Here is a 19,485-nt window from a genome sequence, read left to right as displayed (position 1 = left end):
CTTTATTTATTTTTTATTTTCCTTCATTTCTCGCTCTATCAAATTCATTTAATGCTCTCTTTTGTATTTCAAGTGTATCTTCACCCATGTCAAATTCAGCTTCTTCTTCAAAACCGTCTTGTTCTTCGCCATCAAATCTATATAATTTCTTTAATAACGTCCATAAGATTTCCATTTCTTCAATGGAAAAGCCTTTAGAAAGCATCCCAAAGAACTCCATCGATTTTTCGGCACCTATCATCATGGCATTTGTTCCAGCTTCAGTTATTTTCACATTAACTGCACGTTTATCATATTGGCTTGGCATAGTAAGGACATATCCTTTGTTCTCTAAATTAGTAATCAATTGTTTTACACTCTGTTTTGTTGTACCTAATTTTTTAGCAATATTATTTAGAGTTGTTTCATTTTCAGGTAAATGAATAATAGCAACCATCGCCATAAGCTGTCTGCTAGTTAAAGGTTCACAATATTCATCACCCTTAATTTGAATTTTATTAGTGAGAGAAAACAGAGTTGCGTATATTTGTTGTATTAAAAAAAGCGCTTTATAGTTATCCATAAAATATCTCCTCCTTAGTTGGACAATATACTGTCTAAAGTTACAATAGCATATTATTCCAGTGTAGTCAATATACTGTCTATTTGTTTTCAGTCATACTTCATTATAAACAGAAAGGACTTGAATAAGAAAAAAGGAATAGGGGATATTGCTTAATACTAGTACTTGGTACTATAATATTTCTGAATCTTTTTTGTAGAAAGAATTATTTAATGATATTACCTGAAATAATGTTTTGGATAGGCTGTGCAGTTACTATTGTTGGAATCATATTGAGGTTGTATTCAGAAAAGATATTAGAAAATAACTTCAATACACATTATAAAGAGTATAAGAAGAATAATAAAAGGATTATTCCATTTATTTGGTGAAAAATATAGTTTAATGATATAAAAGCAAGAATATATTAATTGGATATTAATTATAGGCGTGTTAATAAATTAATCTTAATCTACTAATACTAGATTAGAAATTTTCTATATTATTTTTTATATCAAGTACAATTTCTTCAATTATATCTTTAATTTGTAGATTTCTAGTTCCAGGAATATAAATGCCATGGTTTTGTAATGGAAGTATATATTTAGTACAATCCATATTAAATATTGCATTGGAAATCATAGTGGTAATTTCTCCGTTTATACCTCCACTACAGATTATTCCGATTGGTCCTATTATACTATCTATTTTAGTTGTCTTGCAAAATGAACTGATCGCCCTTTCACCGCTTATACCAACATTTGCACCAGCTTGTACCATCTTTGAGGTAGCAAATGAGTTGGTACCAAGTGCAATAATATAAACATCATTATCTATTTCTTTACGAATCCTCTTTATGATGTTTTGACCAAGGCCTGCCCCTTGTGCATCTATTACTGCAATTTTCATATTAATGATCATTCCTTTCGCTATGATTAAGAGATATAATTTAATAAAAGTAGTTAATGTATAAATAAATTAGTGCTAAACTATAAATAAGATTTTTATTTATAGTTTATGATATTATTCTATACCTTTGAGTTAACTACAAGTCAAGTGCTTTTTAATAATATTAAGTGATTGGTGGTCACATATTTCATAAAAATACTATATAATTTTAAATTGACTGAAATTAATCTGTGATTTTGTTCTTAACATATATTATTATAGAATAAAGAGAAGAGATTTTATATTATTATTGGAAGCACAAAATAACAAAGTTATTAAAAAATTGCAGATATGAGGTGAATAAATGAAAATTAAAGTTGTAAAACAGCTGCTAGAATTAAACGAAAATTTCAACAATGATATTAAAGAAATTTTAAGAAGTAAAAATGTATATTTAGTAAATGTGATGGGTTCACCAGGGACAGGGAAAACAAGTTTGATTATAGAGTTAATAAAACAATTAAAGGATAAATTTAATATTGCTGTAGTTGAAGGCGATATTGCTGGGCAAGTAGATGCTGAAAAAATTGATTCACTTGGAATTTCTGTCATTCAGCTTAATACAGAAGGAGAGTGCCATATAGAATCAAAAGCAATTTATAATATCTTAGGATACTTTGATTTAGATGAAATTGATTTGATTTTTATTGAGAATATTGGTAATCTTGTCTGTCCTGCTGAGTTTGAACTTGGTGAAGATTTTAAAATTGCTGTTTTAAGTATTCCAGAAGGGGATGATAAGGTTGAAAAATATCCATTACTATTTTCTAAAGCTGATGCAGTTGTATTAAGTAAGTATGATATGATGGAATACTTTGACTTTGATGACAATAAGGTAGAAGAAAATGTTAAAGAATTAAATCCATTGGCAGTCACCTTTAGAATATCATCAAGAACTGGACAAGGATTAAATTCATTTGTTACATATATTGAAGAAAAAATAAAAACAAGAATTCAAAGGTAATTTAATATTTACAATTTTGGAATTGTATAGTATCATAAAATTGTATACTACGAGGGTATACAGTTTTTACACAATATAAATTAATAGATTAATTTGGATTATTAATAACCACGAAGGTTGATTGCTTTATTTGTAATCAGTTTTTGTGGTTTTGTTTTTATTAAAAATTGGGCATATTGAGGAAATAACAAGTCTAATTATCTTCACATGCTTTAAAGGAGGAATTAAAATGCATATTCCAGACAATTATCTAAGCCCAGCTACCTGCGCAGTTATGGGGGCGGCAATGATTCCAGTTTGGACAAGAGCTGTAACAAAAGTAAAAAAAGAGGTAACTAAAAAGAAATTGCCGCTTATGGGAGTGGGGGCATCACTATCATTTTTAACAATGATGTTCAATGTTCCGTTACCAGGTGGAACTACTGGACATGCTGTAGGAGGAACATTAATTGCTATTCTTTTAGGCCCTGAGGCGGCATGTATTTCAGTGACGATAGCACTTTTGATTCAAGCATTACTATTTGGTGATGGAGGTATTTTAGCCTTTGGAGCCAACTGCTTTAATATGGCATTCGTCATACCATTTGTAGGCTATTATATTTATAAGTTTTTAAAAGAGAAATTTAAGACAGAGAAAGGAGAATATATTGGGACATTTATTGCAGCTTATATTGGAATAAATTTGGCCGCTTTATGTGCAGCAATAGAATTCGGAGTACAGCCATTACTTTTTAAAGATGCGGCAGGTATACCGCTATATTGTCCTTATCCTTTATCAATTACTATACCTTCAATGCTTATTCCACATCTTGTAGTTGCAGGAGTATTAGAAGGAATTATAACTGTTGGCGTATTAAGCTTTATAAAAAAAGTTTCACCAGGAATTATTTATGAGGGAGCTACTACAAAATCAAAGCCTGTATATGGATTAATAATAGCACTAATATGCCTCTCACCATTAGGGTTATTAGCTACAGGTACAGCTTGGGGAGAATGGGGAACTGATGAAATAAGTTCTGTAGTAACAGGTGGTAATGCGTTAGGATTTATACCTAAAGGCATGGAAAATGGATTTAGCTTTAATGCATTAATGCCAGATTATTCTGTTGCAGGTCTTCCAGATAATTTTGGATATATTTTATCTGCAGTTGCAGGTGTTGCAATACTATTGTTGGTATTTAGAATAATAGCAAGTATAAAAAAGACAACAAAAGTATAAAGTGAAACTTGATTCAGGTGAGGTGATTTAAATCTGAATCTTAGTTTAACTTATATGTGCTCCATCAATTCAGCAATATGTAGTGAAACAAAAGTGAGAGTCCAAATTTTATATTTGGGTTCTTTTTTAAATGTACATAATATACGTTATAAGAAAGGAAGTTATTAATGCCAGAATGGCTTTTAAAAAAAGACAATTATACACCACTAAAAGACAAGAATTCTTTTATAGATAAGAGCATTCTGTCAATATTTAATGTGCTTGCTATGTTTAGGCAGCAAACTAAAATAAGAAACTCTAAATTTGGAATTAACCCATTAACTAAATTAATATCAACGCTCATACTAATTATTTTTGTTTCCTTAAGTAGAAATTTTCACTTTGTTTTAATTACAACTGTATTTATGCTTGTGCTAATAAATCTTTTAAGTATAAAAGAAATAAAATATGTTGTCAAAGCAAGTATGGCGGCGGCAATTTTTACGGTTATTATTTTGTTACCAGCTATTTTTTTAGGGTATAGTAATAATACTTTAATGATCACATTAAAAGTATTAGTATCAGTTGCTTCTGTCAGTATATTAACTTGCACTACCCAGTGGAATGAATTAATAATTACTTTAAAAATATTTAGAATACCAGATATATTTATTTTGGTACTTGATATTACTATAAAATATATTATAATTTTAGGCGAATTTTCATTAAATATGGTTTATGCTCTTAAATTAAGATCAGTAGGTAAAAACAATGATAAAAGTACTGCACTTTCTGGAGTTGTAGGAACTATGTTTATAAAGTCTAAAGAGATGGCAGAAGAGATGTATGGAGCAATGGAATCTAGAGGATTTACAGGAACATATAAAGTATATACGAAATTTAAATTTAAGCTATTTGATTATACTTGTTTTATTCTTACCATAATTTTTGTGTTAACATATTTTTATTTTGATAGGTTGTGATTTAATGATTGATATAAAAGATGCGAATTATTCATATGATGCTGAAGTTACCGCGCTAAAAAATGTAAACTTACATATTGATGAAGGTGAAGCCATTGCTTTAATAGGTGTAAATGGAAGTGGGAAGTCTACATTAATGAAATTAATAAATGGATTAATAATTGCTGATAGTGGAAGTTATTTATTTGAAGGTGAAGAAATTAATAATAAAAAAATGCAAAATGAAGAGTTCTCAAAGGCTTTTCATAAAAAAATAGGTTTTGTTTTTCAAAATTCAGATGTACAGCTATTTTGTTCAAATGTATATGATGAAATAGCATTTGGGCCAAGACAGATGGGGATGGATGAAGAAGAGGTTAGAAAAAGGGTAGAAGACACTCTAAAATTATTGAAAATTGAAGAATTAAGAGATAGACAGCCATATCATTTGAGCGGTGGAGAAAAGAAAAAGGTTTCTATAGCTACCGTAGTAGTTTTAAATCCAGAAGTTTATATATTTGATGAACCAATGAACGGACTTGATCCTAAAACTAAGAGATTTTTAAAAGAATTCATGATAGCTATAAATAATGCAGGAAAAACTATTTTATGTTCTACCCATGACTTTGAATATGTAAAAGGGGTATTTAAAAGAGCAATTGTTTTTTCAAGTAATCATGCAATTATTAGAGATGGTGATTATGATGAGATAATGAACGATAGTGAGTTTTTATATGATAATAACATTATATAATGTTTAAACTATACTGAAAATAATATGAAGAAATAACAATACAAGTTAAGAAAAGCAATATATTATATGGAATAAAAATTGCAACTAATCTTATCAAATCAGAGGAAGAGTTAGCATTTCTTTAAAGTCATTTTTCAAATTAAGTATGTCATTAAATTAAATAACATTATTGAATATTAGCTCATGAAAGATTCATAAAAGTAAAAACGGTAGTTAGGAATGAGAAATCCAACTACCGTTTATTTTTGTATTTACAATTTATTTTATATTAACTCCTGTTACTTTATCATTTGTAGGTAAGGTAAATGATAAAACATGGTGGATGCATTCAAATACTTAAATTGAAGGAGAATTACATTTGTCTAGTGGCAATAGAAATATAGAATAAGAAAAAATAAATCTTAGCAACACTGTTATATATGTTAAAATAAAGATATGTAAAACATTAGATGCAGATACAATTTCAGGTAGTGGTAATCGTGCCTATGCTAGAGGGACTGTAAGAAGCATACACTGCCTCATCACAAAACGTGTGGAAGATGAGTTATATCTCAAAATTCATAGGTTTAGAAAAAAGCGCATTTACGTGAATGTAAGCTAGTTTAAAATCAAAATTTAGATAAGAATATTAGTAAAGATAAGTGTTTTACTAATATTCATGTGGAGTAATATATGAATAAATATACTAAGATAGAGCTATTTTTAATAATTGGTTTTTTAGTGTCAACTTTTGCATTTAGTTTAACAATAAGCATTGTATATTCCAATTATAATAAAGTTACAGAACAGAACCGATTTAATAAAGATTATAGGTATCTAAAAATAGATACAGTACATGAGACTAAATATGTTGATGGAGCTGAAGTTGTAAATAAAGATGAGGATAAAGAAAATCCAAGATTATCAGAAATAGTAGATGCTGTTCAAGAGGCAGGATATAAGAAGATTATTTTAAAACCATTTGAAGATCAAATACAAGTTGATAATAAGTTTTATATTAATGATATATGGCCTTGCTCTGATGGGGTTGACATAGAAAGTAAAAATTTAATTAAAGGAAGATACTTAACTGAAGAAGAGTTAATGAGCAATGAAAAAGTTGCTATTATAGGTTTTGGTCTAGAAAGATTAGTTGAAGAGAAAAATGGAGAACGTTATATAAAAATATTTAATGAAGATTATAAGGTTATTGGGGTTCTTGGAAACACTGAAGTATTTAAATACAGCAGTATAATTCCGATAAGATCTCTATATTTTATAAGCACTAAGGTTCCTAATGTTATTTTTTATGAGAATAATATAAGTAATATAGATATTAAAGAAATTAACCTAAAAAATACTAACGCTTCTGAAAAAGAGATTTCGAGGATTTCGGTTATAGATTATTTATTCAAAAATGTTTACGAACTTAAAAATAGTTTATACCAAATAATACTTGGTGCAGCAAATTTACTTTTATTTTCATATTTCTTTGCTAAAAATATACGTGAAAAAGTTGCTATTATGAAAGTATTGGGAGCTAAAAACTCTGATGTATTTAAAGAGGTTTTTGCAAAATTTATAAGAATATCTTCTATTGGAATTATTGCTGGACTAGCTTTATCAAAAATTACAATAGATCTTATGATGAAATCTTTCCCATCTCAATATTCAGCCGTTAACATTTCAAATATTATATTAAGTTCAATGCTAATATTTATAATATCCATAATTGTATCTATACTAGTGTTGTTTAATGTAATTAGATTTAAAATAATGAAAGAAATAAGGTAAGTAGTATGAAAAGTAAATTTATCTTTTTTGATATAAAAAGAAACTTTATAGTTAATGTATTAATTATATTGGAAGTAGCCTTATGGATATTTTATGCTGCTTCTTTGGTTTCTTTAATTAACTTTGATAGATCATATAGAAATAGGTACAACAGATCAATTTCTATAGATAATTCTAAGTTCATGACATTTTATAAAATGATACTCAAGGAAAATAAAGATATTGAAGATTATAAAAATGATATAAAGGAAAGCCTTAAGTTAATATCAAAAAATAATTATACTTACGGGTTTATTCAAAGGGATTTGTATACGGATATTCCAATTGATGTTTTAGGATTAAATTCTAAAGACCTAGAGTCTAGTTTTACAGAAAAAGATACAACTGATGAGTTGATACATCCAATTGGATTTAATTATGGAATGATAGAACATTATCAAAATAATATAACTCAGGAGATTTCAAAAGAGGAATGGATTAGAAGTGATGAATATGTGCCTGTGATTGTCGGAAATGATTTGGCTAAAAAAGTTAAGGTTGGTACTAGCTATGTAGTTAATAATATAACTTATAAAATTGTAGGGCAATTTAAGAAGGATGTATTAGCATTTGATTATACAAATAGTGTAGATAGCTCATTTTTATTAAACAAGTCCTTTATTATTCCATTAAGTGAAGAAACCTTCTTTCAAAATTTTGGATATGAACCTATAACAATATTTTTCAATGGTGACAAAGAAAATAATTCGACTAAATTAGAATCAAATATAAGAAAAATTTCTGATGACATAGTTATTTCAGATTTTGGTGACGATTTAGATAAATTTTTGGAAGAAATAAAATCAAAAAAGTATTATGAAATATTTAGAATAATTATAATTACCATTATTGCATCGGCATCAATAATTACTACAATTAATTATAAAATAACCGAAGATGTAGATAGGATTGGAATTCTTTATTCCTTTGGAATTAGTAAAAAAGATATATTTAAAATATTTTCTTCTGAATTTCTTATAAATATATTAATTGGAATTATAGGAGGAAGTTTATTTTATCTAAAGAACTGTGGGAGTGTTTATGCATTTTTTATTAATGAAAACTTATTATTAAATTTATATATTTCCATGGGGATATTATTATTAACAATTATTTTAATTATGCTAATAAGCTTTAATGAAATAAACAAGTTGACTCCGAAAGATATGATGGGAGGATTTACAGAATGAGTATATTAGATTTGAGAAATATATATAAAACCTATGGAAAAGGTGATAACGAAGTTATAGCTGTAGATGGAATAAGCATAAAGGTGGATAAAGGTGACATTATAGCTATTATGGGGCCTTCTGGTTGTGGTAAAAGCACATTGCTTAATATATTAGGATGTATAGATACCCCAAGCCAAGGTGAATATTATATTGACGATTTTCAAGTAGACTTTAAGAAGCTTAATCAGTTATCTAAAATCAGAAATGAAAAGATTTCGTTTATATTTCAAAATTTTGCATTGATAAAAGATCTTAGTGTACTAGAAAATGTAATGCTTCCTCTTAAATTCAGGGGGATTGCGCGAAAAGAAAGAGTAAATAAAGCAATAAAGTATTTAAATGAATTAGATATATTTAATTTAAAAAATAAAAGTATTAGGCAATTATCAGGAGGGCAGCAGCAAAGAGTTGCCATTGCTAGAGCACTTACTCAAGAAAGCGAAATTATACTAGCTGATGAGCCAACAGGTGCATTAGATCAAGAAAATAGCATTAAAATCATGAAAATATTGCAAGAATTAAACCAAAAACATAATAAGACAATATTAGTTGTTACACATGATAATCTTGTTGCAATGTTTTGCAATAAAACTTTAAAAATGAAAGATGGAAAATGGGATAGTATTAAATAAAGGAGTTATAATTTATGAAAAAAGTACTTTCAACTATATTACCGAGTGTATTAATATTTTTATTTATATTCATAGACTCTCATTTTCCATATAGTAAGTGGATTTTAATTGGAATTTATATTTTATTTCCGATAATGTTTATAATTCAGACTATTATTTCTTTCAAATCAATAAAAAATATGTTGGCTGGATTTTTGTTATTATCACTATCAATCATACTACCTATTGATCAATGGTATAAAATTGGCAGTATAATGCCAGCCATAATAGTTTATTTAGTATTGTCTTTAATAACATATTTACTGATAGAAGTTATAGATATTATTAAAAGAAATAAGAAAATTACTAAAAATAAATGAGGGTGTTTTCCTAGAAACAACTAAAAATAATAATTAGTGAGTTGGTACGAAGTTTGTTAAAAATATAGATTCTAGATAAGTTATTAAGAAATTTTGGAGTTTGGAGATGGACTTATTTGTGGGAAGTATTTTATTTGCGGGAAATGTTGGAGGAATGAAATGAAGGATACTTTAAGAAAAAATGTATCATAAGAGACACTATAAAAGTATCTCTTATGATATGATTAGTTCACCATCGCCAGTTATTATAATTTTATATCCAGCTTTGAGAGGAAATAAATTAAATTTTTGCGATTGGGGCCATATGCGAATAGCTTGAACAGGAGTTTCAGTAGAATCTAAAATAAATATGTAAATCCGCTCATTAAAAGAATTATTTTGAACTGTATGTGTAGCATCTAGAGATAAATTTAAATCTTCAACTTTGTAGAAACCACGCTTAAGAATTTTACTTTCAGCCATACAAGGTGAAATTATAATATTAGAAGAAATAAAGAAGAATATTAATGCATAAATAAATTTTTTCATAAACATAATCACCTCTAAATTTTTATAGATAACAAGAAAATGAATTGAGCATTTTATCTAGTTTATAATAATGCTACCTTTACTAGATACAATTATTTCAAATTCAGATTCTAAAGGTATTAAAATATACTTGTCTGACTGAGGATCTAATCGCATATATTGCCTAGTTACTTGATTTGAATCGAAAATGGCAATAAAGGCATAATCACTGGTTGAAGTATTTTGTACAGTATGAATGCCGTGGGATAAATTTAAATCTGGAGCTTTATAAAATCCTTCATGTAAGGTTTTGGGTTCAGCTCCAACAGGGATTGTAAAAATATGAAAGATTAATATTAAAAAAAATAAAAATGCCAGTGGGTACTTTTTCATTAGATCACTCACCTTTCTAAATTTAAATATTATGGAATTATAAACTTAATTTTATTATGTGAAAGTGAGGAGAATATATTCTGAAATATTAAAAATAAAAATTAAACTTGAAGAGAGGATAAGACAAGATTTGCAGTTTACTATTTAAAATGTAAAAAATGAATTTTACCAGAGAAAGAGGCATTTATAGAATCTTGGCAAAATTTGAATCAGCATGAGCGTAGAAATCTTAAGCATGGTTTTTCATGAGGTGTTAACTTAAATAATTGAATCATTAGATAATAAAGATAATGAAAAAGGAAGCTTATCCACTACAAGATAAGCTTCCTTTTTTAGGTTACTTAAAACTTAAGCTACATCAAATTTAGTAACTTGTCTTTGAGTAACTTGAGCACCAGATTTCTTAACTAAATCACCAGAATTAGTTTTGAAAACATTTTTAGCAATTATAGTATCCATAAGTGCATTAATCTCGTCTTTTGTAAGACTTGGTTTAGCACCAGAAACACTTAAAGTACTTTTTTCACCAGTCGCAGTTAAGAAAGTCATAGATAAAGAATATTCCATTTAATTCACCACCTTTCTGTTTAGATTAGAGCTAAGGAAGCTAACTCATATACATGATTTAACTAAGTTCGAGAAACCAAATCATAGATTTGGACTCTCACTTATCTGCTTAAGCATTTGCTAAACTGGAAGATTCATTTATAAAGTAGTCTCTAGTATTAGCTTCCATAACAGCTTTAATTGCATCAGCAACAGCATAGATATTTTCTGGTGCTGCATCTGTTTTGATGCCTGAGAAAGTTTTCTTAGTATAAATTGGATCGCCAGTTTTATCTACTCCTTTTTCAACTTCAATACTAAGAGAAACAGAGTCAATAGTTTTAGTTACAGCCATATATTTTTACCTCCTTCATTTTGTTTTCGTATATGATATACGCATTAATTCCATAAGTTATATAAATATCCTAAAATTTTTTTAAGCAGCAAATAATAAAAAAGTTGAAGTAAAGACACAAAGAAAACTTTATGTAGATCTATAGGCGTTCTAAAAAGTTTAATCCATCAGAGTTTTAGTGGACTGCCAGGAACTATAAAGTAAATAATTTTATAAAAAATTAATGATGTTATTTAGAATTTATATATTAAAGGAAAGTCAATTAGGTAAAAAAGTATTTCTTAGATTCAGAGAAGGCATCACCATTTTACTAGGAGTCCTTACTTTGATTTAACACGAAGAGTTTAATAAATTTAATGAATGTGAAAATCTTTATATAGTAATAAAATAGAAATATGTAAAACAAATAAAAATAAAATGAGAGAAAACATTTTTATTTACGTTATATAAAGTGTAAGAGCTTTTACGAAAATAATGGATTGGAGAAATTTCAATGAGGTGTACCGAAAAAAATTATATCAGTAGGCTGAAAAAGAGGAAAGAAGATGCCATAGAATTTATAGTAGATAAATATCTGGCATTAGTTAAATCCACAGTATATAAAGTACTTTCGCCACTTAACAAGGATGGAATTATTGAGGAGTGTATAAATGATGTATTTCTTTCAGTATGGAATAATTCAGATAAATTTACAGGTGAAGAAGTTGATTTTAAGAAATGGATATTTAAGATAGCAAGATTTAAAGCTATTGATTATTACAGGAAAGAAGTTAAGAATTTGCATGTAAGCATAGAGGACGAGGAAATAAGCACAAATGAATTAGTGGAAGAAGAAATTATTAAGCTAGAAGAAAGAAATGAATTGATAAACTTAATTAACACTCTTGAGCCTATGGATAGGGACATATTTATTATGAAGTTCTTTCTAGGGGAAAAGTCTGAGGATATTGCTAGAAAGTTTGGACTTACCAGAGCTGCGTTAGACAATAGAATTTATAGGGGTAAGAAAAAACTTAGACTAAATTTGGAGGTAGTATAATATGAAAGATATTTATGAAATTCTAAATGATATAGAAATAGATGAAGATGAAATGGAGATAATAGATGCAACTGATATTGAAAAAGCAAAGGTAAAAAAGTATTTAAAGAAGTCTATAAATAAAGATAAGTCATATAGAAATAAGGGAATAGCTATAGCAGTTTTGTGTTGTTTGTTAATTGGAGGTGCAGGAACTTTGGGAGTAGCCTATCCATCTTATGCAGCAGAAATTCCGATAGTTGGAGATATATTTAGGTTTATAGATAATGGTAGAACAGGTGCATATGATAAATATAAGGAATATGCAGATGTGGTAGGGGCGACACAAGAAAGTAATGGTATTAAAGTCACAATAAAAGAAGCAATATTTGATGGAAAAACCTTAACTTATACCTATGAAATAATAAGTGATAAAGATTTAGGAGATAATCCATTTTTTAATATGAATGGACCAAGGCTTACTATAAAAGATTATAATGGTGGATCAGGAGGAAGTTCTGGAGTAAAAAGGTTTGCTGAGAATACTTATGTAGGTGAAGAAACTATTACTATAGATGAAGAAAGAAAGGCCATAAGCTTTGAATTAAATTTTACAAATATAGGAGATATGAGCTCTGAAAATTCTAGAGAAATAAAAGGAAATTGGAAGTTTAAAATTAATTTAAAAGCATTAGATAATGTTAAGCAAATAATAAATAAGACAACTGAAAAAAATGGAGTTCAATTAAATATAGAGAGTATTTCTAAAACGTCAGCAACATTTACGTTAAATTATTCTCAAGAAATTTCAAAGGATTTACAAGAGAAATACTTTATTGTAGATATTCCTATAGAAGAAGTAAAAGATGATTTAGGAAATGTTTATAAAGCAACAAGTGTTTCAACAAATGAAGGTAGTGAAGGAAGATATGCCGGAAAATCCATGTCAAGTTTTGGGGAGTTAAATCCAAATGCAACTAAATTAATAATAACTCCTAAAGTACATTTATCAAATGATGTACATCAAGAATCAGGTGATGGAGAGGGAAAAGCTGTTGATACAAGTCCTACTATAGATGAAAATCATCCTAAAAATAATGAAATTACATTAGATGATATAGTAATTGAACTAAAAAAATAATACACTTTTTCTTATCAGAAATAGTTTGACTAAGATATAAGTAGATTTAAAGGTAGTAAAAATAAATTAATAGTAGAGTATAATAGATACTAAAAAAAGTTCATCATTGTTGTATGGTGAACTTTTTTATTCTTCATAAAATTATAGTACGGTCAAACCTATGGATATTGTGTCATTCGTAAGTGTAGCTTATATATTTTAAATGGTAGAATCAATACTATATTTCTCCAAATTTAATTGGACGCCTTAACTTTCCTAGAGAGATTAGATGAGTACTTTCTTTATAGTTATCCCAAAGGCTTGCTCTTGTAATATTAGGATTATCGTAAGTTTTAAAGAAGTATTCACAAGTATTTGTATTAACAAAGGCAGTATACTTTGTATAATCATAAGTATCTCTATTTGTTATTACTATCCCTTTTGGAATAGAAACACTTTCCATAATATGAAAGCATGTATTTATTGATTCTAAACTGTCACTAGGTGCTTTAATATGTGTTTTTTGATATGCTGTTCTTACAAATCGTTCTGGAGATGTGTAGCCTCCAGGTAACTGCATAGTTCCTCCAGCCTGACCAAATGGCCTTAAATGAATGTTACCCCAGCATGCATCGCTAGTCTGAGTTGGAGATACATTCATGTAATTTCGTAAATTAGTCATGTGCCACTGAAGATCAGGACTATTGGCCATTACTCCAATTGAATTTTTGTATAAAGTTAGACCTCTTTCTGTTTGTTCAATGACGACACATTCTCCACTTTTATCTGTAGCAATCCAATGCAAAGGAGCTACTGTTTGCGTTACTGGATCTTCAAGACCTACAATATCTATTTCCATTAATATTTCTTTAAGATCTTTTACTGATTCACATCTTCCTAAAATATAATGAAGAAAATCTAATGAGGAAACAGCTTCCCTGGTAATGGAATCTTTATGAGTCTTGTATTTAGCATAACCTGCAAAATATAATGCTGCAGCCGCAAATCCTTTTTCATTTACCCCATCAAAGAAACCAAGCATTTCACCTGCTTCTTGTCCAATTCCTATAAAGCTATAGTAATCGCAAATTTTACTCATGTTGAGAGTATTATTCCATACATAATTTTTAGGTACAACATAAAGTTCTGGCTCAATATCATAAGAAAAATCCATTGTTCTGCCAAAAAAATTCTCCATCTTTTTAGATTGTAGTGTTATTGCTGTGCACATTTTAGTTCTTATCCTCCTTATACTTTATTAACTTAGCACTTGAAATTTATCACTAATGTCAACTTATATTTAATCAATCTAAACCATAAACTGGATGCTGCTTAGAATCTTCAACGATATTTTCATAGCTTTTTTGAATCAAAATATTTATGGTTTCGGTAAGTTACCACATAAATCTAGTCTTAAATTTTGATATCTATATAAAAGGTCTATAATTTATAGATATACTTAAACATGGCATAAAGTTCCACTTATTAATGTTAAACTATGAATGGTTTAGATTTAATATCTTATGTTTTGAGGAAGGATAAAAGGTATATAAAATTACAATAAACTTTGTAATGTATTGATTCTAGATAAATACAAATAAAGTAAATACAATATTAAAATATAGATTAAGGTTCAAGAAGAAATATATGATATTTTGAATTTATATGATTTTAAATTACTATTTTGAATAAAAATTATGTTCCTATCGGATACTATCATTATAACTAATGATTATCTAAAAATAGGAGGAACAATATGAATAAAAATTTTAAAAGGATTACAATCTTAACGATGCTGATAGTCAGCATTTTCTCATTTGCAGTGAACAACAATGCAATAGCGCAGGTACCGTCGGATAAGGATAATGGAGTACATCTAATTTTAGACTCAGTTAATTATAATAGTGTTTTACCAAAGCACTTCCGAAAAACTACTGATTTAGCAGTTGTAAAGGACAATAAAGATTTGGATCTTAAGGGGTTAGATAAGCTGAATATTTCTGGCAGTCAACAATTTTCAGGGAATAATATAGATCTTTTAACAAAGGCAATTGATACTTCTCTGCCTATGACAGTAATAGATTTAAGACAGGAATGTCATGGATTCATAAATGGATTTGCAGTTAGCTGGGCAGATGCAAGAAATAATGCTAATGTAGGACTCACAAGAGATCAAGTTATAGCTAAAGAAAAAGAGGATTTAAAAAGTATCAAATTAAATGAACCTATAACTTTTTATAATAACTCTAAACAAACCATGGATGTTAAAACAGTTCAAAGCGAAGAAGAACTTACTAAATCAAAAAATTTAGGATATGAAAGAGTAACAGTTAGAGATGGTGGAATACCTACTGATGATATGGTTGATTATTTTATGGAATTCATAAAAAATAAACCAAAAGATTCTTGGCTTCACTTTCATTGCAAAGAAGGCATAGGAAGAACATCTACTTTCATGATAATGTATGACATGATTAATAATTATAAAGATGTCAATGCTGATGGTATAATTAAAAGACAATTGGCATTAGCAAATTTTGAGGATACTACATTGAAGTCATTTTATAATAATGAAAGAATGGGATTCTTAAATAAATTTTATGATTATTGCAAAGCTAATGGAGACTCATTTGATACTAAATGGAGTGAGTGGAATAGTAAAGCTTCTAGTATAGATGAAACAGATAAATCTAATGCTATCCAGGTATCAAATGTAAATTCTGTTTATATGAAAAATAATATAGTTCCTAAATCTTTATATGCGATTTCTTTAGATTCTATGACACCTGGTGAAAGAACAATGATAACTAGCCTTCAGGGGCTAGTTAATAATCATTGTTCTTTTCAAATATATACACTTAATTCTTCTCAGCCTGATTATAAAATATGGTTGGAAGATTTAAAAAGTAATCATAATGTACCTTATGAAATGATATCAGATCCTTGGGAGCTACTAAAAATATATAAAGACTATATAAAAGGGTACGTACTTTATAATGGTGAAACTAAAGATCCTTCAATAAACAATGCTTGTTCCTTAGCAGGCATTAAAAACGCTATAGTTATTGATGAAAAGCTGGAACCTAAAATAAAAGAACTTGGTATAGAAAGTAAAGGAGATTGCAGAAGTACAGATGAAAATTGGGCCTATGATAATTTGTGGAATAAAGGACTAAATCATTCCATGGTAATGGAGCTTTCTCCTGATAGAATTGATGCATTAAGGGACTATGCCATAATGACTAAATCTTTAATATTTTATGAAGGAAGTGTAGATAAAACAGCTCTTAGAGATAAAATATTTTCTTCTGTGGATGATAACGCTACATGTTTGGGCTGGGGTCCAGATGAGTTTATTAACGTGAGTACAGCTTCAAAATATGGTGTAAGCATGGTTGCAGCAGATTGGTCCTATAATTTAACTACATTGAGTGCTTTCAAAGAACCTCATATTAATAAAAACTCTTCATTAAAAGTTCTTAAAGAAGAAAATGTTCATTATGTTACTTTTATAATGTCAGATGGAGACAATCAGCAGTGGAACCTTGGAACTAATTATGGTTCGTCTAAGTGGTTTGGGTATGAAAATAGAGACAAACTTTCTTTAGGTTGGTCTATGACTCCAGCATTATATTATTTAAGTCCTACTGTATTTGATTTATATAACAAAAGCATAAGCAATGAGGATCCAAGGAATAATTTCATAGTAGCTCCTTCTGGAAATGGATACATATATCCAAGCAAATTTCCTCGTAATAAGTTAGGTTCATATGTTGACTTATTAAATAATTACATGGAAAGAGTAAATGAAAATTGCGTATCAATAATAGATGATTCTGCGTTTCATGATATTGAGCTTTGGAATGAGTTTACTAAAAAATCAAATATCAAAGGTTTATTTTATCTTGACTATCATAGACACGATAATTATAAAGGAGAAATTTTATGGTCTAATAATAAACCTTTAGTGTCTTGCAGAGATCTACTTTGGAATTCACTTGAAGACGAAGAAGAGTTAGTAAAAAGGATAAATGATAGAGTTAGTTTAGGACAAACAAATATCCATAGTCCAGAAGCATACTCCTTTGTCTATGTGCACGTATGGACAAAAGAGACAAGTAACGTGGAGAAAGTTACGAAGATGCTAAAAGAAAACAAAAGCGTAAGAGTAGTTCCCCCTGAAACGTTTATGGAGCTTATAAGTAAGAATATTAAACATTAATATACAGAGCTAAACGTATTATCCTATTTGGTGACTAATATTTTAATTATTCAATGAGGAGTTAAGAAAATAGAAATATTACAATAAAAAATAGAATAAATCAAAAAGAGGAATGCTAAAAAGGCAAGTGCTAGGCAGTAATTTTAATGACATAAAATCAAATATGGAAACTCTAAAGTTATATAGTAGGTTTGAAGTGCATTCCTCAATTTGAGCACTGGCTTAGAGATTTTCAATTAATTAATGTTATAAAAAAATAAATTATTACTAATTTATTTAGTAAAATTAGACATTATCTATTGACAAATAAAATAGAAAGATATAATATTGAATTAAGCTAAACGTTTCACTTAGGGAGGTGGTTATAATAAGTGCGACAATTAAAGATGTAGCTCGAAAAACAGGCTTATCAATAGCAACTATATCTAAATACATAAATGGTGGAAATGTTTTAGATAAAAATAGAGAAATAATTCAAGCTGCCATTGAAGAATTAAATTTTACGGTTAATGAAATGGCAAGAGGATTAAAGACTAATAAAACTAGAACAGTAGGGATCGCTCTACCAGATTTAAATAATCTGTTTTTTACATCAATTGTTTCAAAAATAGAAGATGTTCTTTTGAAAGACGGTTACGGAACTATAATATGTGACTACAAGCAAGATTATGACTTAGAAAAGAAGAAATTAGAATTCTTAGTAAATAAGTCGGTAGACGCAATAGTTTTAGTGCCATCAGGGAAAGAAGTAAACGAGTTACGTGAGATATTAGAAAGTGGAATACCAGTAATACTTATTGATAGACTTTTAAAAGATATAGAATGTGATGTGGTACTTGGGGATAATTTAAATTCATCATATAATGCAGTAGAAACCTTATTTACCAAGGGACATAAAAGAGTTGGTGTAATTGTAGGGCCCCAAGAAATGTATACTGCTGAGCAAAGATTAAAAGGTTATTATAGAGTGCATGAAGATTATTCATTTAAAATTGATTCGAATTTGATAAAATACGGAGATTACAGAATGGATAGTGGATATGCTCTTTTCAAAGAATTATTGAGCATGGATGATCCGCCAACTGCTGTTTATGTAACTAATTATGAAATGACATTAGGTGCAGTAATGGCCATAAATGAAATGGGGATTAATATACCTGATGATTTATCTATAATAGGTTTTGATAATATGGAATTAATAAGGGTATTGAATCCGCCATTGTCAGTAGTAGTTCAACCTATGGAAAAGATAGGTGAAACGACAGCGAAATTATTGCTTAAAAGAATGAGTGGGGATAATAGCAATTTCCCATCAATAAATAGATTGAAATCAGATTTAATTGTTACTAAATCTATTGGAAAAGCTAAGTGAAAATACGTGTGTAAGAAATTACACATGATTTTTAAATAAAAAACAAAACGTTTCGCTATAATACAAAGTTAATAGGCGAAACAATTAGGAGGAGCTAATATGTTAAAAGGAATTTCGAAAATATTATCACCAGAGCTTTTGAAAATTTTAATGGAAATGGGTCATACAGATGAAATTGTGATTTCTGACGGAAATTTTCCGGCTGGAACATATTCTCAAAGGTTAGTTAGATTAGATGGACACAATGTTCCAGAAGTTTTGGAGGCTATATTAAAATTATTCCCTCTTGATACTTATGTTGAAAAACCAGTGGCATTGATGGAAGTTGTAAAAGGTGATCCTATAGTTCCTACAATTTGGGAGGAATATAGAAAAATAGTTAAGAATGGTCATGATGATTTTACAGATTTTGAATATATGGATAAATGGGATTTTTATGAAAGATCTAAAAAAGCATATGCGGTTGTAGTTACCGGCGAATCAGCATTATATGCAAATATTTTGATTAAAAAAGGCGTTGTAACTGAGTAAAGTTAATAGAATTAGAAAT

Annotated in this window: 20 protein-coding genes; 13 read left to right on the top strand and 7 right to left on the bottom strand. The window is 28.5% G+C overall.

From position 1 onward, the window contains the following. Positions 1-13 precede the first annotated feature (13 nt). Together F3K33_RS18895 and F3K33_RS18890 are read right to left on the bottom strand one after the other, a co-directional pair. Positions 14-562, bottom strand: a complete 549-nt coding sequence (locus F3K33_RS18895; RefSeq protein ID WP_039773788.1) for a MarR family winged helix-turn-helix transcriptional regulator — start codon at positions 560-562, stop codon at positions 14-16. A gap of 465 nt (positions 563-1,027) precedes the next feature. After that, positions 1,028-1,450, bottom strand: a complete 423-nt coding sequence (locus tag F3K33_RS18890) for a DUF3842 family protein (protein WP_039773789.1) — start codon at positions 1,448-1,450, stop codon at positions 1,028-1,030. A gap of 343 nt (positions 1,451-1,793) precedes the next feature. Between F3K33_RS18890 and hypB the strand changes: the two genes are divergently transcribed. The 8 genes from hypB (at position 1,794) to F3K33_RS18850 (ending at position 9,402) form a co-directional block, all read left to right on the top strand. Further along, positions 1,794-2,453 carry a hydrogenase nickel incorporation protein HypB gene (hypB, locus tag F3K33_RS18885; RefSeq protein WP_039773790.1) on the top strand — a complete coding sequence of 220 codons (660 nt, stop codon included), beginning with the start codon at positions 1,794-1,796 and terminating at the stop codon, positions 2,451-2,453. A 229-nt stretch (positions 2,454-2,682) separates the two neighbouring features. Continuing rightward, positions 2,683-3,672 carry a cobalt transporter CbiM gene (gene cbiM / locus F3K33_RS18880; protein ID WP_039773791.1) on the top strand — a complete coding sequence of 330 codons (990 nt, stop codon included), beginning with the start codon at positions 2,683-2,685 and terminating at the stop codon, positions 3,670-3,672. Positions 3,673-3,839: 167 nt separating this feature from the next. After that, complete coding sequence (locus F3K33_RS18875) at positions 3,840-4,634, top strand: energy-coupling factor transporter transmembrane component T family protein (protein WP_039773792.1); 795 nt, start codon at positions 3,840-3,842, stop codon at positions 4,632-4,634. A gap of 4 nt (positions 4,635-4,638) precedes the next feature. Further along, positions 4,639-5,367 carry an energy-coupling factor ABC transporter ATP-binding protein gene (locus tag F3K33_RS18870; protein ID WP_039773793.1) on the top strand — a complete coding sequence of 243 codons (729 nt, stop codon included), beginning with the start codon at positions 4,639-4,641 and terminating at the stop codon, positions 5,365-5,367. A gap of 672 nt (positions 5,368-6,039) precedes the next feature. Next, positions 6,040-7,140 (top strand): ABC transporter permease, encoded by a 1,101-nt coding sequence (locus F3K33_RS18865; RefSeq protein WP_039773794.1) that lies wholly within the window; start codon positions 6,040-6,042, stop codon positions 7,138-7,140. 5 nt (positions 7,141-7,145) lie between these two features. Beyond that, positions 7,146-8,369, top strand: a complete 1,224-nt coding sequence (locus tag F3K33_RS18860) for an FtsX-like permease family protein (protein ID WP_039773795.1) — start codon at positions 7,146-7,148, stop codon at positions 8,367-8,369. Beyond that, positions 8,366-9,043: an ABC transporter ATP-binding protein gene (locus F3K33_RS18855; protein ID WP_039773796.1), complete on the top strand. Its 678-nt coding sequence runs from the start codon at positions 8,366-8,368 to the stop codon at positions 9,041-9,043. Before F3K33_RS18860 ends, F3K33_RS18855 begins: the two co-directional genes overlap by 4 nt. Before the next feature lie 14 nt (positions 9,044-9,057). Then, the gene (locus F3K33_RS18850; protein WP_023974572.1) at positions 9,058-9,402 is read left to right on the top strand and encodes a hypothetical protein; all 345 of its coding nucleotides are present in this window, start codon (positions 9,058-9,060) and stop codon (positions 9,400-9,402) included. 213 nt (positions 9,403-9,615) lie between these two features. On the opposite strand, the gene F3K33_RS18845 is transcribed toward F3K33_RS18850, so the two are convergent. The 4 genes from F3K33_RS18845 to F3K33_RS18830 all read right to left on the bottom strand — a co-directional run bounded on the left by F3K33_RS18845 (position 9,616) and on the right by F3K33_RS18830 (position 11,203). Continuing rightward, complete coding sequence (locus F3K33_RS18845) at positions 9,616-9,930, bottom strand: hypothetical protein (protein ID WP_039773797.1); 315 nt, start codon at positions 9,928-9,930, stop codon at positions 9,616-9,618. Between the two features lie 57 nt (positions 9,931-9,987). Further along, a complete protein-coding gene (locus F3K33_RS18840; RefSeq protein WP_039773798.1) occupies positions 9,988-10,302 on the bottom strand; it encodes a hypothetical protein in 315 nt (104 codons plus the stop codon). A gap of 348 nt (positions 10,303-10,650) precedes the next feature. Further along, positions 10,651-10,869 (bottom strand): DUF2922 domain-containing protein, encoded by a 219-nt coding sequence (locus F3K33_RS18835; RefSeq protein WP_039773799.1) that lies wholly within the window; start codon positions 10,867-10,869, stop codon positions 10,651-10,653. 109 nt (positions 10,870-10,978) lie between these two features. Then, positions 10,979-11,203 (bottom strand): DUF1659 domain-containing protein, encoded by a 225-nt coding sequence (locus F3K33_RS18830; RefSeq protein ID WP_039773800.1) that lies wholly within the window; start codon positions 11,201-11,203, stop codon positions 10,979-10,981. A gap of 493 nt (positions 11,204-11,696) precedes the next feature. On the opposite strand from F3K33_RS18830, the gene F3K33_RS18825 reads away from it, so the two are divergent. Further along, the gene (locus F3K33_RS18825; protein ID WP_023974567.1) at positions 11,697-12,242 is read left to right on the top strand and encodes a sigma-70 family RNA polymerase sigma factor; all 546 of its coding nucleotides are present in this window, start codon (positions 11,697-11,699) and stop codon (positions 12,240-12,242) included. A gap of 1 nt (position 12,243) precedes the next feature. Next, positions 12,244-13,362 (top strand): DUF4179 domain-containing protein, encoded by a 1,119-nt coding sequence (locus tag F3K33_RS18820; RefSeq protein ID WP_012059840.1) that lies wholly within the window; start codon positions 12,244-12,246, stop codon positions 13,360-13,362. 217 nt (positions 13,363-13,579) lie between these two features. Here F3K33_RS18820 and F3K33_RS18815 read toward each other — a convergent pair whose 3' ends face one another. Continuing rightward, a complete protein-coding gene (locus F3K33_RS18815) occupies positions 13,580-14,572 on the bottom strand; it encodes a bile salt hydrolase (RefSeq protein WP_023974566.1) in 993 nt (330 codons plus the stop codon). A gap of 525 nt (positions 14,573-15,097) precedes the next feature. Here F3K33_RS18815 and F3K33_RS18810 point away from each other — a divergent pair. From F3K33_RS18810 to fucU, 3 genes are all read left to right on the top strand, one after another. Continuing rightward, positions 15,098-17,563 (top strand): GxGYxYP domain-containing protein, encoded by a 2,466-nt coding sequence (locus F3K33_RS18810; RefSeq protein ID WP_039773801.1) that lies wholly within the window; start codon positions 15,098-15,100, stop codon positions 17,561-17,563. Between the two features lie 358 nt (positions 17,564-17,921). Continuing rightward, on the top strand, positions 17,922-18,935 hold the full coding sequence (locus F3K33_RS18805) for a LacI family DNA-binding transcriptional regulator (protein ID WP_017210275.1): 1,014 nt from the start codon (positions 17,922-17,924) through the stop codon (positions 18,933-18,935). A gap of 99 nt (positions 18,936-19,034) precedes the next feature. After that, the gene (gene fucU / locus F3K33_RS18800) at positions 19,035-19,466 is read left to right on the top strand and encodes an L-fucose mutarotase (protein WP_017210276.1); all 432 of its coding nucleotides are present in this window, start codon (positions 19,035-19,037) and stop codon (positions 19,464-19,466) included. Positions 19,467-19,485 lie beyond the last annotated feature (19 nt).

Origin of the sequence: Clostridium beijerinckii, from assembly GCF_008705175.1 — a bacterium.
Classification (GTDB): domain Bacteria; phylum Bacillota; class Clostridia; order Clostridiales; family Clostridiaceae; genus Clostridium; species Clostridium beijerinckii.
This window is presented reverse-complemented; position numbering and strand designations above follow the sequence as displayed.

Bases quoted from the DNA above. Each gene is read 5' to 3' on its own strand.
- F3K33_RS18895 (WP_039773788.1), bottom strand. From the start codon at position 562: ATGGATAACTATAAAGCGCTTTTTTTAATACAACAAATATACGCAACT.
- F3K33_RS18890 (WP_039773789.1), bottom strand. From the start codon at position 1,450: ATGAAAATTGCAGTAATAGATGCACAAGGGGCAGGCCTTGGTCAAAAC.
- hypB (WP_039773790.1), top strand. From the start codon at position 1,794: ATGAAAATTAAAGTTGTAAAACAGCTGCTAGAATTAAACGAAAATTTC.
- cbiM (WP_039773791.1), top strand. From the start codon at position 2,683: ATGCATATTCCAGACAATTATCTAAGCCCAGCTACCTGCGCAGTTATG.
- F3K33_RS18875 (WP_039773792.1), top strand. From the start codon at position 3,840: ATGCCAGAATGGCTTTTAAAAAAAGACAATTATACACCACTAAAAGAC.
- F3K33_RS18870 (WP_039773793.1), top strand. From the start codon at position 4,639: ATGATTGATATAAAAGATGCGAATTATTCATATGATGCTGAAGTTACC.
- F3K33_RS18865 (WP_039773794.1), top strand. From the start codon at position 6,040: ATGAATAAATATACTAAGATAGAGCTATTTTTAATAATTGGTTTTTTA.
- F3K33_RS18860 (WP_039773795.1), top strand. From the start codon at position 7,146: ATGAAAAGTAAATTTATCTTTTTTGATATAAAAAGAAACTTTATAGTT.
- F3K33_RS18855 (WP_039773796.1), top strand. From the start codon at position 8,366: ATGAGTATATTAGATTTGAGAAATATATATAAAACCTATGGAAAAGGT.
- F3K33_RS18850 (WP_023974572.1), top strand. From the start codon at position 9,058: ATGAAAAAAGTACTTTCAACTATATTACCGAGTGTATTAATATTTTTA.
- F3K33_RS18845 (WP_039773797.1), bottom strand. From the start codon at position 9,930: ATGAAAAAATTTATTTATGCATTAATATTCTTCTTTATTTCTTCTAAT.
- F3K33_RS18840 (WP_039773798.1), bottom strand. From the start codon at position 10,302: ATGAAAAAGTACCCACTGGCATTTTTATTTTTTTTAATATTAATCTTT.
- F3K33_RS18835 (WP_039773799.1), bottom strand. From the start codon at position 10,869: ATGGAATATTCTTTATCTATGACTTTCTTAACTGCGACTGGTGAAAAA.
- F3K33_RS18830 (WP_039773800.1), bottom strand. From the start codon at position 11,203: ATGGCTGTAACTAAAACTATTGACTCTGTTTCTCTTAGTATTGAAGTT.
- F3K33_RS18825 (WP_023974567.1), top strand. From the start codon at position 11,697: ATGAGGTGTACCGAAAAAAATTATATCAGTAGGCTGAAAAAGAGGAAA.
- F3K33_RS18820 (WP_012059840.1), top strand. From the start codon at position 12,244: ATGAAAGATATTTATGAAATTCTAAATGATATAGAAATAGATGAAGAT.
- F3K33_RS18815 (WP_023974566.1), bottom strand. From the start codon at position 14,572: ATGTGCACAGCAATAACACTACAATCTAAAAAGATGGAGAATTTTTTT.
- F3K33_RS18810 (WP_039773801.1), top strand. From the start codon at position 15,098: ATGAATAAAAATTTTAAAAGGATTACAATCTTAACGATGCTGATAGTC.
- fucU (WP_017210276.1), top strand. From the start codon at position 19,035: ATGTTAAAAGGAATTTCGAAAATATTATCACCAGAGCTTTTGAAAATT.